This window comes from Streptomyces sp. NPDC102278 (genome assembly GCF_044766345.1).
Classification (GTDB): domain Bacteria; phylum Actinomycetota; class Actinomycetes; order Streptomycetales; family Streptomycetaceae; genus Streptomyces.
On record NZ_JBIWLV010000033.1, the window covers coordinates 1 to 15,097 of the forward strand.

General features: G+C 69.8%; 10 protein-coding genes. 5 read left to right on the plus strand and 5 right to left on the minus strand.

What is annotated here, in order from left to right; all coding sequences use genetic code 11:
* The first annotated feature begins 114 nt into the window (after positions 1–114).
* A complete protein-coding gene (locus ACIRO3_RS36315; protein WP_404143966.1) occupies positions 115–1,884 on the plus strand; it encodes a Helicase associated domain protein in 1,770 nt (589 codons plus the stop codon).
* Between the two features lie 246 nt (positions 1,885–2,130).
* Here the strand turns inward: ACIRO3_RS36315 and ACIRO3_RS36320 are convergent, their stop codons facing one another.
* The 3 genes from ACIRO3_RS36320 to ACIRO3_RS36330 form a co-directional block, all read right to left on the minus strand.
* Positions 2,131–5,151, minus strand: a complete 3,021-nt coding sequence (locus ACIRO3_RS36320; protein WP_404143968.1) for an AAA family ATPase — start codon at positions 5,149–5,151, stop codon at positions 2,131–2,133.
* On the minus strand, positions 5,151–6,314 hold the full coding sequence (locus ACIRO3_RS36325) for an exonuclease SbcCD subunit D (RefSeq protein ID WP_387966032.1): 1,164 nt from the start codon (positions 6,312–6,314) through the stop codon (positions 5,151–5,153). Before ACIRO3_RS36325 ends, ACIRO3_RS36320 begins: the two co-directional genes overlap by 1 nt.
* 393 nt (positions 6,315–6,707) lie before the next feature.
* On the minus strand, positions 6,708–8,639 hold the full coding sequence (locus ACIRO3_RS36330; RefSeq protein WP_404143970.1) for an ATP-dependent nuclease: 1,932 nt from the start codon (positions 8,637–8,639) through the stop codon (positions 6,708–6,710).
* Positions 8,640–9,557: 918 nt separating this feature from the next.
* Here ACIRO3_RS36330 and ACIRO3_RS36335 point away from each other — a divergent pair.
* The 4 genes from ACIRO3_RS36335 (at position 9,558) to ACIRO3_RS36350 (ending at position 13,286) form a co-directional block, all read left to right on the plus strand.
* Positions 9,558–11,072, plus strand: a complete 1,515-nt coding sequence (locus tag ACIRO3_RS36335; protein ID WP_404143997.1) for a Mu transposase C-terminal domain-containing protein — start codon at positions 9,558–9,560, stop codon at positions 11,070–11,072.
* Positions 11,072–11,848 carry an AAA family ATPase gene (locus ACIRO3_RS36340; protein WP_404143972.1) on the plus strand — a complete coding sequence of 259 codons (777 nt, stop codon included), beginning with the start codon at positions 11,072–11,074 and terminating at the stop codon, positions 11,846–11,848. Before ACIRO3_RS36335 ends, ACIRO3_RS36340 begins: the two co-directional genes overlap by 1 nt.
* Positions 11,848–12,888, plus strand: a complete 1,041-nt coding sequence (locus tag ACIRO3_RS36345) for a hypothetical protein (protein WP_404143974.1) — start codon at positions 11,848–11,850, stop codon at positions 12,886–12,888. Before ACIRO3_RS36340 ends, ACIRO3_RS36345 begins: the two co-directional genes overlap by 1 nt.
* Positions 12,889–13,136: 248 nt before the next feature.
* On the plus strand, positions 13,137–13,286 hold the full coding sequence (locus ACIRO3_RS36350; RefSeq protein ID WP_404143976.1) for a hypothetical protein: 150 nt from the start codon (positions 13,137–13,139) through the stop codon (positions 13,284–13,286).
* Positions 13,287–13,350: 64 nt separating this feature from the next.
* Here ACIRO3_RS36350 and ACIRO3_RS36355 read toward each other — a convergent pair whose 3' ends face one another.
* Positions 13,351–13,698: a hypothetical protein gene (locus ACIRO3_RS36355; RefSeq protein ID WP_404143978.1), complete on the minus strand. Its 348-nt coding sequence runs from the start codon at positions 13,696–13,698 to the stop codon at positions 13,351–13,353.
* Complete coding sequence (locus ACIRO3_RS36360) at positions 13,695–15,086, minus strand: hypothetical protein (protein WP_404143980.1); 1,392 nt, start codon at positions 15,084–15,086, stop codon at positions 13,695–13,697. Before ACIRO3_RS36360 ends, ACIRO3_RS36355 begins: the two co-directional genes overlap by 4 nt.
* Positions 15,087–15,097 lie beyond the last annotated feature (11 nt).

Below are 15,097 nucleotides of genomic sequence, written 5' to 3' on the forward strand. Positions count from 1 at the left end.
TGACACGAAACCCCGAAACAGACCCCGACCAGCAACAACACCCCAGCCACTCACTGTCTCTCAAACCACTGTCCCCAAACCAAGAGATCGCACCCGAAGGAGCTGGCGTGCTCGATGGACGACGAGAAGGTGTTCGGGCCCGTCGTGTACGAGCTGTCGCTCGCGTCGGCGATCTCCCGGGGGCTGCTGGCGAGATATCAGATCGTGGTCGCCGAGCTGACCGACCCCGTCGTCACACCCGACCGGCTGATCGGCGAGGAGCGGTACGAGGAGCAGCTCCGTGGGCAGCGTCTCGCCGCGGTACAGACCGTGCTGCTGGAGACCATGGCCGCCCACGGGCTGAACACCACGATCACCTTCCACCACCGCACCGTCGAGGCGGAGGCCTTCGCCGCCGGCCTGCCCCGGGTCGCGGGCCGGCTCCACGCCGCCGACCCAGCCCGGCACCCCGCCAAGGTGTGGGCGGGGTGGCTGTGCGGGGAGCACGAGGGTGCCCACCGGCAGACCGTCCTTGCCGACTTCGGGCGCCGCGCCGGGCGCGCCGTCCTTTCGAATTGTCGGGTTCTGGGCGAAGGCGTCGATATCCGGGCGACGGATTCCGTGGCGCTGATCGACCCGAAGGGCTCGGCCGTCGACATCGTCCAGGCCATCGGCCGGGCGCTGCGACAAAAGCCCGGTGAGGGGAAGGTGGCGACCTTGATTGTTCCGGTGTTCCTGGCGGAGGATGAGAAGCCGGAGGACATGCTTTCCTCGAACTCTTATCGCCCTTTGATTCGGGTTTTGGAAGGACTTCGGGCGCACGATGAAAAGGCTGTGGAAATGCTTGCCATTCCGCAGGAGAACCAGAAACGTGTCGTCGATCCGTCGCAGCCGGTCGGCCCGGCCCCGGCGGAGGGTGAGGAGGAGGACCGGCTCCTCCTCCGCTTCGCGGCCCCCCGCGATCCGGCGCTGATCGCCAAGTGGATCAGCTACCAGGTCATCAACACCGAAGGGCAGGACTGGCGTCGCGGCGCCGAGGCAGCGTTCCGCTACCGGATGCGCGAGGAGCACTTGGAGGCCCCGTACGACCACGTCGAGGGCGCGTACCCGCTCGGGAGGTGGCTGTCGGACCAGCGCCGCGCGTTCCGGGCGGGGCAGATGAGCGGGGAGCGCGCGGCCGAGCTGGAGGAGCTGGGGATCGTCTGGGACACCGCCGACCACGGCTTCGAGGAGAACCTCGCCGTCGCCCGCGCCTACTACGCCCTCCACGGGACGTTGGCCGCGCCGCGGCACGCGACCGCGCTCGACAAGCCCGTCGGGCAGTGGCTCACCAACATCCGCCGCCCCGGCGGACTCGGCAAGGACCCCGCCCGCGCCCGCCGGCGGGCTGCCGAGCTGGCCGCGATCGACGCGGACTGGAACCCGCGCGAGCTGGGGTGGACCGTCGACTGGCAGCGCCACCACGCCTACCTGCGCCAAGCCCTGGCCGCCGGTGCGCGGCTCGCGGAGATCGTGCCGGGGGTGACGTGGCACGGCGAGGACATCGGCCGGTGGCTCGCCACACAGCGGCGGGAATGGCGCCGGCTGGGCGCCGAGCAGCAGAAGCGGCTCGCGGAACTCGGCGTGAAAGCCGCCGCACGGGCCCGTAAGGCCCCGGAGAAGACGACCGCGAAGCCGGCGGTCACCCCGGGCGGTACGGCCTTCCAGGCAGGCCTGCAAGCCCTCACGCAGTACACCGAACGGGAAGGTACCGCGGTGGTTCCCCGCGGCCACGCCGAGACTCTCCCCGAGGGCACCGAACACCGCACCGGCATCTGGATCGCCAACCAGAAACAGCGCCGCGACAAGCTCACCCCGGAACAACTCCGCGCGCTCGCCCAGCTGGGCATCGACTGGGCGCAGTGAACACCGGGAATCCGTCCCCGACCGTCCCTGGAAAGCCGGCCTGGCTGAGAACTCACGAAACTGAGACAGCATCACCCGTCAATGAGATAGCAACCCAAGACGGCACATTCCACCCTGATCTCTCACCTCGCGACAGCGGAGCCACGCCCGAGCCCCCCTGACGGGGCTCGGAGTCGTCGTCGTTGCGCAGGGGTCTGGGCACGGCTGCGGATGGGGAGCCGCTCCGATGAGAGTCGGCTTGTGGGTTCAGTACGCGGCGGCAGTGGCCGTGGCCTTCACGGTCGAGCCGTCCTGGCTCTTGCGGACCTGCATCTGGGTAGGGATACGCCGTCGCAGATCTGCGACATGGCTGACGACTCCGACAACCCGGCTGTAGGAGCGAAGTTCGTCGAGTACTTCGAGGACCTCCTCCAGGGTGTCCTCGTCGAGGCTGCCGAAGCCCTCGTCGATGAAGAGAGTGTCGAGCCGGCTGCCACCGGATTCCTGAGCGACGACGTCCGCGAGACCGAGGGCGAGGGCCAGGGAGGCGAAGAAGGACTCGCCGCCGGAGAGGGTGCCGGTATCACGGGTCTGGCCGGTCCACTGGTCGAGGATCTCCAGTGCGAGACCGGAGCGGCCGCGACCGCTCGGACGCGCGTCAGTGTGGGAGAGCGCGTAGCGGCCGGAGGACATGCGCTCCAGACGGGTGTTGGCTGCCTTCGCCACCTCCTCCAGCCTGGCCGCCAGGACGTAGGCCTCCAGATGCATGCGGTACTGGTTGTCGCCCGAGGTCCCTGCGGCGAGGTCCGCCAGGTGCCTGGCCACCTGGTGGTCCGCCACGAGTGGTGCCAGGCGCGCCACGTCCTTGGCGAGGTCGTCCATGTGGCCGAGCAGCGTCTCGCAGCGGACTCGGCAGGCGTTCTCGGTGACGGCAGCTGCCTGCGACCGATCGGCAGCGGCGGCGAGAGCCGTCTCGGCGGCCTGCTCGTCTGCTGGTTCTGCGGCGGCAGCCTCTGCGAGGTCCGGGTTCTGCACTGTCGCCGCGTGCGTGGCCTGAGCTGTCCGCCAGGCGTCCAGTTTGCCTTCCATCGCGGCCAGTTCGGCACCGGGAAGCATGGCGTGGCGAGCGTCGTCGAGTGTGGCGAACCCTGCCGCAGCCTCGGTCGCGGCCGCGTGGCTGGCGCGGTCCAGGTTCGCCGCTGCGACTGCCGCCTGCCGGATCGCCGTCCGTGCCAGGGCGATCGCTTCAGTCTGGGCCGTGAGGTCGGCGCTGCGGGTGGCTATGGTCGAAGCGCCGGCGAGTTCGTCGGCGAGGCGGAGGGTGAGAATCTCCTGCTCGGTGCTCTGGGTCTCCAGGCGACCCCGGTAGTCGCCGATCCGTCGGTCCAGGCCGGCGAGTTCGGATGCTCGGGTTTTGCGGGTCTCGTCGAAGAGGCGCAGTTCCTCGTTCGCGGGCATGGCGTCGGCGGCGGCGAGGAGGAGGTTCCTGTGGGTCTGCTGGGCTTCGTGATGGGGCTGCTGTAGGTCGGCGGTTGCCTTCCCGCCGGCCAGCTCCTCGGCCAGGGCTGCCTCGGCCGTGAGCCGGACAAGGTCCTGCTCGGCGTCTTTGCAGGCCTGGTCGGCCTGCTGGTACGCCGCTTCGGCGCGAGCCTCGTCGTCCCGGCTCGGGTGGTCGGCGGCGGCGGTCGCCGGCCGGGGGTGGACCGGCGAACCGCAGACCAGGCAGGGTTCCTGGGGGCGCAGTCGGCCGGCGAGTTCGCCGGCCATGCCGTCGATGCGTCGGTCCCGGATCTCTCGTGCGCGCGCCGCGCTGTGGATGACGGCTTTCTTGAGTTCGTCGACGCCGACCTGGGCTCTCATGACGCCGATGACCAGTTCGTCGCGTCGGCGGGCTGCGGTGAGTTGCTGCTCGAGGGGCGGCAGGGTGGCGGCGAGCTGGTCGGCCTGGGTCTGGGCCAGGTGGGCTTGGTCGATACGCGCGGTGTGATCGGCGCGTCGGGTGTCTGCCTGGTCCAGCCAGTCGGCGATCTCGTCGTGGTCAGCCTGGGCTTGGTCCAGGTCGGCTGTGAGCTTGGTGAGGGAGGCTGCCAGTTCTGTGGAGCGTTGCTCGTCGTGGCGAAGGGCGTCGAGGCGGCCGAGGTCGTTCTTCAGCCGGTTTTCGGCGGTGGTGAGATCCTCGTCGGTGTCGTTGCCGTGGGGGTCGGGCAGATGCGTCCTGGCCTGGGTCTCGGCGCGGAGGGCCTTGTGGTGGTCGCGGTCTGCGTCGTCGAGGGCCTGGATAAGGGGCTGAAGCCGTTCGGCGCGGCGACCGCGTTCCAGGGTCGCTTGCAGGTTCTCGAAGGCATGGGCCTGCGCGCGCAGGCCCAGGAGAGCTTCGGTAGCGGTGCGGTGGCGCAGCTGGCGCTCTGCCAGGGTGCGGACTCGTGCGGCCTGGGTTTCTCGGGAGTGGTGTTCCGCTTGGGCACTCTGCAGTGTGGCGGTGGCGGCCTGGTGCGCCTCGGTGGCGTTGTAGTACACGGCCTGTGCCCAGGCGAGTGCGGTGGGGAGGGCGGTCTCGATGCCGCCCTCGGTCGGGACCGGTTCCTCGGCCGAGCCTGTAATCAGGGCGCCAGCGGTGTCCTGGATACGGTCGAGGTCGCGCAGGACGGCCCTGCGGCCGTCGTCGCAGTGCTGCCCGGTCTCCTTGGCGTGGTCGGTGAGCCAGCGTGCGACGTTGCGGAATCGGTGGGTGCCGAAGAGGCGGCCGAGGACTGCGGCGCGGTCCTCGGCCTTGGCTCGCAGGAATCTCGCGAAGTCGCCCTGCGGTAGCAGGACGACCTGGCAGAACTGCTCGCGGTTCATGCCCAGCAGGTCGTCGATCTCGCGGGCGACTTCCTGGTGGGCGGCGGTGATCGGCTTCCAGACGTCCTGGCCGGGGCTGGTGTCACCGTGCCGCTCCTCCAGGCTGATTGTGGCCTGCGCCTGCGTGGTGCCGTTTCCGTTGCGTCGGGGTCGTTCCTGTTGGGGGGTGCGCACGATCTTCAGGCGGCGCCCCGCCATCGTGAATTCCAGCTCGACCTGGGTGAGCGTGGCGGGGTCGGCATGGTGGCTGCGCAGCGCCGTCTGGTGCCGCTCTCCGGGCACATTGCCGTAGAGGGCGTAGCAGACGGCGTCGAAGATGGTGGACTTCCCCGCGCCGGTGGCACCGTGCAGGAGGAACAGACCTCCTTGGGAGAGCGTGTCGAAGTCGATGCTCTGTCGGGTGCGGAAGGGGCCGAAGGCCTGCAGGGTGAGGGTGTGAAGGCGCATCAGCGGGTTTCCTTCGCGTTGTCGTTCAGGCGGGTGGCTTCGACCGCTTGGCGCAGGAGGGCGTGTTCGGCGGGGGTGGGGGCGTGGCCGCCTCGGACGTGACCGACGAACCCGACGGTGATCTCAAGTTCGGTGCGGTGGCGGGTGCGTTCGGTGTAGGTGGCGGTGTCGTGAGAGCCGTCGTTCTCAGGGGCGAAGGTGAGCTGGACGGTGTGGGGGAAGCGGGTGCGCAGGCGGTCCATGGCGTTGATCGGGCGCTGCGGGTCGGTGAGGGTGATGTGAAGCCATGCGTCGTGCAGGTGCGCGTAGCGGTGGTCCTTGAGCAGGGCGTCGAGGCGCCCGGTGAGGGTGTCCAGGATCTGGGGGCGGGGGCAGGGGATGGCTTCGGCAGTGAGGTCGGCGTCGGCGTCGAGGTCGACGAGCCAGGTGGTCTTGGCATAGCCGGCTTCGGAGAAGGAGTAGGCGAGGGGGGAGCCGCTGTAGCGGATGCGGTCGGTGACTTTCTGCGGCCGGTGGAGGTGGCCGAGGGCGACGTAGTCGATGCCGTCGAAGACGGTGGCGGGGACGGTGGGGATGCCGCCGGCTGTGATGTCGCGTTCGCTGTCGCTGGTGTGGCCGCCGGTGACGAAGGCGTGGGCGAGAACGACTGAGCGCGTGCCTGCGGGGCGGGTGGTGAGGTCGGCGCGGACGCGATCCATCGCGGCGCCGAGGACGGCCTCGTGGGTGGGCCTGTCCGCTGCCAGCTCCTCGCGGGTGAGGAACGGTTCAAGATAGGGCAGGCCGTAGAACGCGACGGGGCCGTGCGCATCGTGCAGGATGGCCGGCGTGTGGCAGGTGGCGGGGTCGGTGCGCAGGTGGATTCCGGCGCGTTCGATCAGGCGGGAGGTGACCCCTAGACGCTGAGGTGAGTCGTGGTTGCCGCTGATCATGACGGCCGGCACCCGGAGGTCGGCCAGGCTGTTGAGCGCATGGTCGTAGAGAGCGACGGCGTCCAGGGAGGGGATGGCCCGGTCGTAGATGTCGCCGGCGACGAGAACCGCGTCCACCTCCCGTTCCCGGACGACGGTCAGCAGGTGGTCGAGGAAGGAGCGCTGGGCGCCGATGAGGGATTCTCGGTAGAACGTCCGCCCGAGATGCCAGTCCGAGGTGTGGAGCAATCGCATGGTCGCTGACCGTAACCGTCCGGTGTGGTGTGCGGGCCGGCTTGAGCATTTTGGTCCGCAACGGTGATCTGTGAGAAAGCTGCGGCGCCCGTGGTGTACCGAGGCGGCCACCGGCACAGCGCGCTGGCGGGCCGGGGGGATTGTCAGTGGTGCGGGGAAGGATTAGGGGCGGAGAGGAGGAGAGATGACTTCCGAGCAAGGCTCTTTGCGCAGCGGTTTCCCCGCTCCGAACGGATGTCGGTGGTGTGGCATCGACGAGCGGGCCCATGCGCGGCAGTGGGTAGAGGACGCAGGCTGGCATGCCTGGGCCGCCCCGACCGGTGAACAGCGCAAGGCCCGGATGAGGGCGCGGCGTGGCGCCCGACTCGGGCAGAACGCATTGTCCGGAAATGATCAGGCCGCGCTTGAACGCAGAGCCGCGAATACCTCCCTCAACTGCAACGGCACGTCCGATGGGAAACGCAGGGATGTGGCCAGCTCGTAAACCATGTCGGGTTTCCCGTCCGGGCTCTCGCTTCCCTGATTCTGAATCATGTCCAGGATGTCCTTGCTGAATTTGCGGCCGCCTCGGTGGGCCTTGAAGTCCGCGGCCTCCCAGAGTGGCCGGCTACCGGAGCGTGGCCACTTGCTGTTGGCCACCCGGGCCCACTGCTCGTCCTCGAAGATCTCCTCGAGCTCGTTGAAGCCCTTTGCCTCGCCGACGAACGACACCTGCGTCGCGGGATCGAGACCGAACTGGCGCAGCCTGTCGTCCCTGAAGAACTTGGCGACGTTGCGGCTGTCGGCGTCGACGAGCAACCTCACGGTACGACGCTGGTTGGCGAGGTAGCGGGCAAGGTGGAGGGCGCCCTCGTTGTTGTTGCAGGCCCACAGGGCGATGCCCGCAGCCTGCAGGGACAGTCCCTCCGCGAGCCGGAAGAGCACGGGGATGGCCTGCTGCTCCGTGGGGCCCTCGACTGCGAGGAAACAGCGCTCGTGGAGCAGGACGGAGTTGCGCAGGCCGAGTGCCGAGGCGATCTGTCCGAGGTGCAGGTCGATGCCCTCGTGCGTGTCGTCGGCGAGACGTTCCATGACGGTGCGGCCTGCTTCCAAACGCAGGTGGACGACGTCGGCGATGTCGACGCCGTCGATGAGGTTCATCGAGTGGGTGGCCACGATGACCTTGACCGCGTCCACCGCGCACTGGCGGCGGATGAGGTCCATCACGGTCCTCTGGTGGCTGTAGTCCAGGTGGGTGTCGGGCTCGTCGTAGACGACGATCGTCTGGACGGGCGGCATGTCGTCCTCGTCCGAGTGGGGGGCTTCCAGGAGTCTGCTGGTCCACTCCCAGACGGCGAGGGCGATCCGGCGGTTGCTGCCGCGGCCGGACCTAGAGAGATCGACACGCTCGCCGTGGGCGCGGGAGACGTGCAGGTACGCATGCTTGAAGCCGTGGGAAAAGGAGATCTCCGGTTCGACGGAGACCTCCAGAAGGTCCTGACAGTGCGACTTGATGTGTTCGCACAGGGATGCGGCGTCGTTCTTGACCAGGTCGGTGACCTCGGACTCGATCGTACGAAGGCGGCCCTGCAGCCCGTCGTCCTCGAGATGGGTCTGGTAGCTACCGGCCAGTGCTGTGTGGATGGCCCGGTCCGGGCTCTCGTCCTTCCCGCTGAACGACAGAAGCCGCGGTAGCCGTCGCATGAGCTGCTTGGGCAGGACGGCCCACTGAGCGACCTGCGGGGACCGCGCCGCATGCGCGGCCAGCGCCGCCTGCAGGTCAGGCTTGAGTCCCTTGCCTTCGGCCTGCAGCCCGAATGCCTCCACCAGCTCCTTGAGAGCGGGTACGAGCAGCGAGCTGAAATCGCGCAGCCTCGGGTCGGCCGGGATCTGGGCCCAGTACTCAAGCACGGGCCCGCTGTCGCCCTCCGCTCGGCGTCGGATCCTCAGTTCGGCCGGAAAGTCCATCTCCTGTTCGGAGTCGTCCAGGGCGAAGCGGCCCTCGACCCATGTCGAGGCGCAGCGGCCCGGCGCGGCAGCGCGGACACCGGCTCCGGGCGGGTTGTCGTAGGTCCGGTCCTGTTCGACCAGGCGGTACCCACCGAGGAGGAAGTCCAGGGCGGCGAGGACCGCGCTCTTACCTCCGTCGTTGTGGCCGGCCAGGATCGTCGGCGCGCTGACGGGGATGTTCTCGACCAGTGTCAGCGAGCGGAACCCGCTGACGGAGAAGTCCTTCAGGTGCACAGTTCCGGCCGCCCCGATCTCCCCTGCCACCGTGCCGTATCGCAGGCGGCAAACAGCCTGCAGCAGAAGGTTTCTGACGTCACGATCGCCGCAGGTGACCATCGTAGGCTCATCGGCGCGGCACCCGTGTCCTCACAGCGCAAGGCCTGCAAGTCACCGTGCGGCGAGGCAGGGCCCGGTAGGGTACCGGGCCCTGGACCGGGTCTCCTGCTGGCCCTCCGGGCGGGGACCAGACTCGGCGGTTGAGCCTGCGTTCCCGCTTCGGGCGGACGGGTCGCCTCCCTGGTCGGACCGGGAAGACGCGGATGTCCCGTGGGCGGCCGGAGGTTCTCGGGCGAGGGAGGCTGCTCTGGCGGGCGGGAGCGGTTGCACGGGAGACGACGGCTCCGTTCGACCTGGCGGTGGTGGACGAGACGCGCGGGAAGCGGCCGCGATCCACGACAGTGCCCGGATCCCGGTTGTACCCGGCCGCGGCCGCGCGGGTCTTCGCCACGGCCGGGCTGAAGAAGGGCAAGGGCGGAAAGGAGCGGGAGGTCGCCTTGATGGTGTCCAATCGGGACGGCACGCACCGCTGGTGGATCTACGGGCTGGGGCTGCTCGAGGTGTTCGAAAAGGGAGATCCACGTCGGGTTCGAGACCGACGTGGGGGATCCGCGGTCCCCAGCCGGTCCTCGGGCTGTCTTGGGAGGGGCGCTGCGGGGTCGGCGCCTCGCGCTCCCGCTGACCGCACTTGTGCTACGCGGCCTGCCGCGCACGGTCGGCCGGCGGGATCGATGAATGAGCTGGCCGAATTGAAGCCTTCGCGTGAAGGCGCGGCCGTATCGGATGGTGACGGTTTCTGTCAGTCGTATGCCGATTCCGGTCAGTTGGGTGCCGAAGGACTGGGATACCTGGAATCAGGGCGGCCGGCCGTGCTGCCCGGTACTCGGCGGAAAGGGGCCGCACATGCCGGGAAGCCGAGGGGATCCCGTAGGCGACCGGGGGGCCGTGTTCCCGCCCCGGTCGGGGCGTGCGGCGGCGATGCCCCGGCTGCTGGACCTCGATGGGCGCGGTGAGCTGACAGCCGCGCACGTACGCCTGGTGGCGCAGGCGCTCGGGAAGTCGGAGCGGACGGTGTGGCGGTGGCTGGCCGCTGCCCGAGAGGATCACCGCCTCACCCGGGTGGAGTCGTCGCATTTCACGGTCACCACGGAAGTGAGGCGGCTGCTGGCACTGTGGGGCGGAAATGCCTCCCGGGTCCACGCCGAGCTGGTGCAGCGGGCAGCCAAGGATCCGAAAGCGCCCACGGTGCCGTCGCTCTCCACGTTGCACCGGGCGATCCGCCGGGACCTGACCCGCGGTGAGCGGGCCGGGCTGAGAAGCGGGGAAGCCGCCCGACGCGCGCACGACGTGTTCGGGAAGCGTCCGGCCACGCACCGCAACGCGGTGTGGGAGGGCGACCACAAGCATGTGCCCGTCGAAGTCGATGTCGAAGGTGAGCTGGCCACGCCATGGGTGACCTGGTTCATCGACTGTGCCACCAAGGCGATCGCCGGGGTAGCAGTCAGCGCGCACGCGCCGAGCCGGGACGCGGTACTGGCGTCCTTGCGGATCGCGATCACCCGCAGCGAGCCGTTCGGACCGGTCGGCGGTCTGCCCAGTCAGATCCGGGTCGACCGCGGCAAGGAGTTCCTGTGCGCGACGGTCACCGCCGCGATGGGCGCGTTCGCCGTCCCCGTGACCGATCTGCCTGCCTACAGCCCCCACCTGAAGGGAACGATCGAGGCGTTGAACGACGCGGTGGAGGAGATGTTCCTCGTCTCGCTCCCCCGCTACACGGGCCGCCAGAAACTCACCGGCGGCCGGCTCGCCGACCCCGACGCCCCGCCTCTGACCTATGAGGCGTTCGTGGGCCTGCTGTTGGACTGGGTGGTCTGGTGGAACACCCGCCATCGCCCGTCCGCACTGAACGGGAAGACCCCCCTCCAGGCGTGGCGTGCCGATGCGACGCCGCTCACGGATGTGTCCGCCGGGCAGCTGGCGACGTTCGCCCTGGAGGACAACGGGCGTACGTACACGATCAGCACCAGCGGGGTGCGGTGGCGGCGCCGCGACTACCTCGCCCCCTGGATGAACGGCCGTACTGGCACCAAAGTGTCGGTACGGCACCTACCCCATCACGACGACACCATCGAAGTCTTCGACGCCGCCACCGGCCGCCACCTCGGGCAGGCGTTCCTGGCCTCCGCCGCGAGCCGGGAACAGATCCGCGCCGTCCAAGCGGCACGAACCGCAGCCGCCCGCCGGCTCAAGGCCGATCTGAAGGCCGCAGAGAAACTACGCCGCCAGCGCTTCGAAGCCTCAACCGCCGCGGCCCCACCCAGGCCACTCGCCTCTCCCACCTCCGCGCAGGCCGAAGAGGAGCTGGGCGCGGCGGCGCAGACGGACCGTCGTGCACTGGCCCGTCCCGACTTCATTCCGCACGGCCCCGCACCCGAGACCTGGGCCCGCCCGCGGCCCCCGCGTACACCTAATCCTGACGAGGACCGCAACTGATGATCACTGATCTGGACTACGGGCTGCTGCCCGACGAGCGCGAAGACCACTTCCTGGGCCTGGAGCAGGCGCAGCTGGTGGGCACCGACACCCTGCTGACCACACGGGACAACATCGAGGCCATCATCGAGGCCAAGGCGATGATGTGCGTCTACGGACCCGCCGGGTCGGGCAAGACGATGTCGGTCAACTCCGCACTGCGCCACCTCGCCCCGGACATCACCCACCGCCTGGAACTGCGGGCCGGACCCACCCCGCGCGACATCCGCCACGGTCTCTTCCAGGCGCTGGGACTGCCCGGAGAGCCGCCGGCCCGCCCGATCGAGTTCGACACCCTCCTCAAGGAGGCACTCGCCGAGGAATTCCGGGTCCTGGTCTGCGACGAGGCCCAGTGGATGAAGAAGACCGGGTTTGAGTTCTGGCGCCACCTGTGGGACGACAAACACACAAACATCGCGGTGATCTTCGCCGGAGGCGACGGCTGCTACAAAGTCCTGCGGCGCGAGCCCATGCTCGCCTCCCGGATCTTCATCTGGCAGGAGTTCACCCGCATGTCCAAAGACGAGGTCCGCGCCACGATCCCCGCCTTCCACCCCGTCTGGGCAGACGTCGACACCACGCTGATCGACGCCATCGACAAACAGGCCGCCCACGGCAGCTTCCGCAACTGGGCCAACGTCACCACCCACATCCTCGCCGGCATGAAAAAACTCAACCTCAAGAAAGTCGACGAAGACCTCGTCCGCTGGGTCTACAGCAAAATCGGCGGCATGTAATGACCCCCGGCGGCCTCCCAGCCATCACCGTCCTCATCGACAAAAACGACCACCCCGACTGGACGGCCGCCGCACACTCCGCCCACGGCCCCGCCCTGGGCCGTCTGACCATCGACCCCAGCCCCGCCAACGGCACTCCCGCCGCACTCGCCCACGACCTCCTCTACGCCCTGGGCAAACGCCTCCCCGCGGGCGGCGAAACGTACGGGACGTGGGCCGACTCCCAACGCCCAGCCTGGGACGCAGTCGCCGCCTGGATACTCACCCACCACATCGGGCATCTCATCATCTGCCGCACCGACCGCCTCACCACCGCCCGCCAAAGACAACTCCTCGCCCTGCGGGAACGGTGCGGTATCCACCTCACCCTCCTCTGGCACCGGCCAGTCACCCCCACCCTGAGAACACTCCTCGAAGAAACCCCACACCACATCATCGACACCCTCCCCCAGGCCCGTATCGCTCTGAGCCAGACGGGGTACCCGCTGGCTGGTACCGGAAGGGCGGAGCAACAGCGGCCTCCGGAACCGGCACACCGCCAAGACGACGGGCAATGGATCACCCCTCAGACGCCGCCCGCCGGCATGGTCATAGACCGTCCCGCACGCGCCCGGTGCCAGGGCGCACCCGAGCTCGTCTCGACAAGGAGCGGCGCACCGCCCCCACGCGGACATGACCCCACACCAGCAGACGTCCTCGCCGCCCGGCTGGCCACGGTGGCGCACCCACTGCACGCAACAGCCCTGGCCATCCACGCGGTCACCGGGGCGGACATCAGCCGGCTCGCGCTCACCCGCGGTATCGACATCAACGAAACGGCGACCGCCGTCAAAATCCACGACAGTACAGCCCACCACAAATGCCAGGTCTACCCCCTCCCCGCCTGGGCGCGCCCCCTCATCAACGCAGCCGGCAGCCACGGACAACTCAAGGACCGTGCCCCCGACAGCCCGCTCCTCCCCCTCATCACCGTCCAGAACGGCGAACAACTCACCCTCTCCGCAACAGGAATCCGCTACAGACTGAGCACCGCGCGGTAAGAAGAGATACTGCCCGCCTCCGACAGCCAGCACATCACCCGCACGCTCGTGACCAGCGGCTACAGACTCCACGTCATACCGACCGGCAACCAACTGACCTGCACCATCACCAAAAACGTCAGCCCCAGATCGGCATCGGTGTCACCACTCGAATCCCCGACCACAACACGCTGAACAGCAGAAACCCCACACTCACAGCACCGACATCACGATGCCGAACCACCACCGACAAAAACCCGCACATCATCATGCCGGGGCGCGGCGTCGTCCAGGTCCTGGCCGATGGGACCGAACACCGCACCGGGATCTGGGTCGGGAACATCAAGGCCCGCCGTGACAAGCTCGACCAGGCGCAGCTGGCCGCGCTCGCCGAACTCGGCGTCGACTGGGCGCGGTAAGCGGGTCGGGGCCGTTCCAGAATTCTGGAACGGCCGGTGCCCGGTTCAGGTACGCGGTCCCCGGTCAGGCTGTGGGCCCGGCGCCCGCCTCGCGGGCCGCGTGCTGCTGGACTTCCTCCGAGGGCGCCACCAGCGGCCCGACCGGAGGCGGGGCGGGCTGCGGCCGGTGGACGGCGCCCCGGTACAAGGTGGCAACGCCTGCCGTGCCGGCCAGGACCGACAGGACGAAGTCCGCCTGCACCAGACCGAGGTGGCCCGCCCGCAACGCGGCCGCGAACAGCAGGCCGGTCAGCAGCAGGCCCTCGACCGCGATCCGGTCCCGGTCCGACAGCGCCCACCAGGCCGCCCGTACACGGTCCGTCCACGCCCGGCCTCGCCAGCGGCGGCCGGGTGTGGGAGCCGCCGCCGTCACCGCGTACGCCCCGCGCCCCTGGCCGGTGCGCTCTGCTGCCGGTGGGCGGGGACGGCGGCTTCCGTCGGGGCCTGCTGTCCGGGGGCCGCCGCGGCGGGCGTGGTGGTCGAGCGGGAGCGGGCAGCCGTCGGGGAGACGCGGACCCGGGACGCGGGCGCGGGCGGCGCCGAGGGCGGTGTCGTCAGGGAGTGCAGGGTCGCGTCCACCAGACGCCCGACCGTGGTGGAGGACGGGCCGTCCTTCCAGGTGGCGTCGGCCTTCAGGCGGGCCAGGTGCGCGGCGAGGAGACCGGTGCCGCCCTGGTCGCGGATCTGGTCCATGCGGTGGGCCAGCAGGGGCCACTGGCGGGATCCGACCAGGAGACCCGCCTGCGTCTCGGGGAGGACGTCCTTGACGACGCCGACGATCGCGGCGTGCGCGAGCCGGTTGACGCCGAGCTGCTCCAGCGCCTTCGTGCGGTCGCCGAGGTCCAGGTCCCTGGGCACGGCCAGGCCCTCGGTCAGCGGGCCCCAGGAGCGCTTCGCGTCCGTACTCGCGGGTGGCGCCCACGGGTCGGCTGCCTCCCGCACCGGCGCAGCAGCGGGGGCGGGGGTCGGAGCGGGTGCGGGTGCAGTGCCCGGAGCCGGGGCGGGTGGGGGTACGCGTCCCGCCGCGGGCGCGGCCCACGGGTCGCCGGAACCGACCATGCGCGAACCCCGGGCCGGCGACGCTACAGCACCGGGAGGAGCCGGGGCAGGAGCCGGGGTGGCAGCGGGAGCGGGGGCGGCGGTGGGCGCGGGTGCTTTGGCGGCGGCCGCGGTGGTGACGGCGGCGACAGCCTGGTCGACGCCCGCTCCGGCTGCGTGCGCGTCGAGGAGGATCCGGGCGACGTCGATCCCGCGGGCGTCGAGCTGGCCCATCGCAGCCGCGATGTCAGGCCAGGCCGGAGAGGCCAGGATCGCGTCGCGCACCAGGCCCTCGGGCATCGTCGCCTTCAGGAGGTCGGCCCACCGTTCGGTGCCCTCCGCCTTCGTCCGGGCCGCGTTCGCCACCACGGCCTGGTGGACCGCGGCGGTCATGCGGCCCATCTGCGGCAGAAACGTTGCGAGGTCGACGCCGGCCTGCTGGAGACCGACGAGCTGGCGGGCCATCACCGGCCAGTCCCCGCTCTGCATCAGCTCGGCGAGGATGTCGTCACCGATGACGCCGCGCAGCCGGCCGGCCGACCAGCCCGGAGCCATCTGCTCCGCGTCCTCGCTGAGTTCCTCCTCCTTGCCGGTGATCCGTTTCTGGGTGGCGCGGCGAACGGCGTCGGTGATGGTCATGACCAGCCGGTAGGCCATCGCTGCGGTGTGCGCGGCCTCCCCGAGCGCTTCGGAGAACGGCTCGGGCTGGGGCGGGTACGTCATCGGCGGGAAAC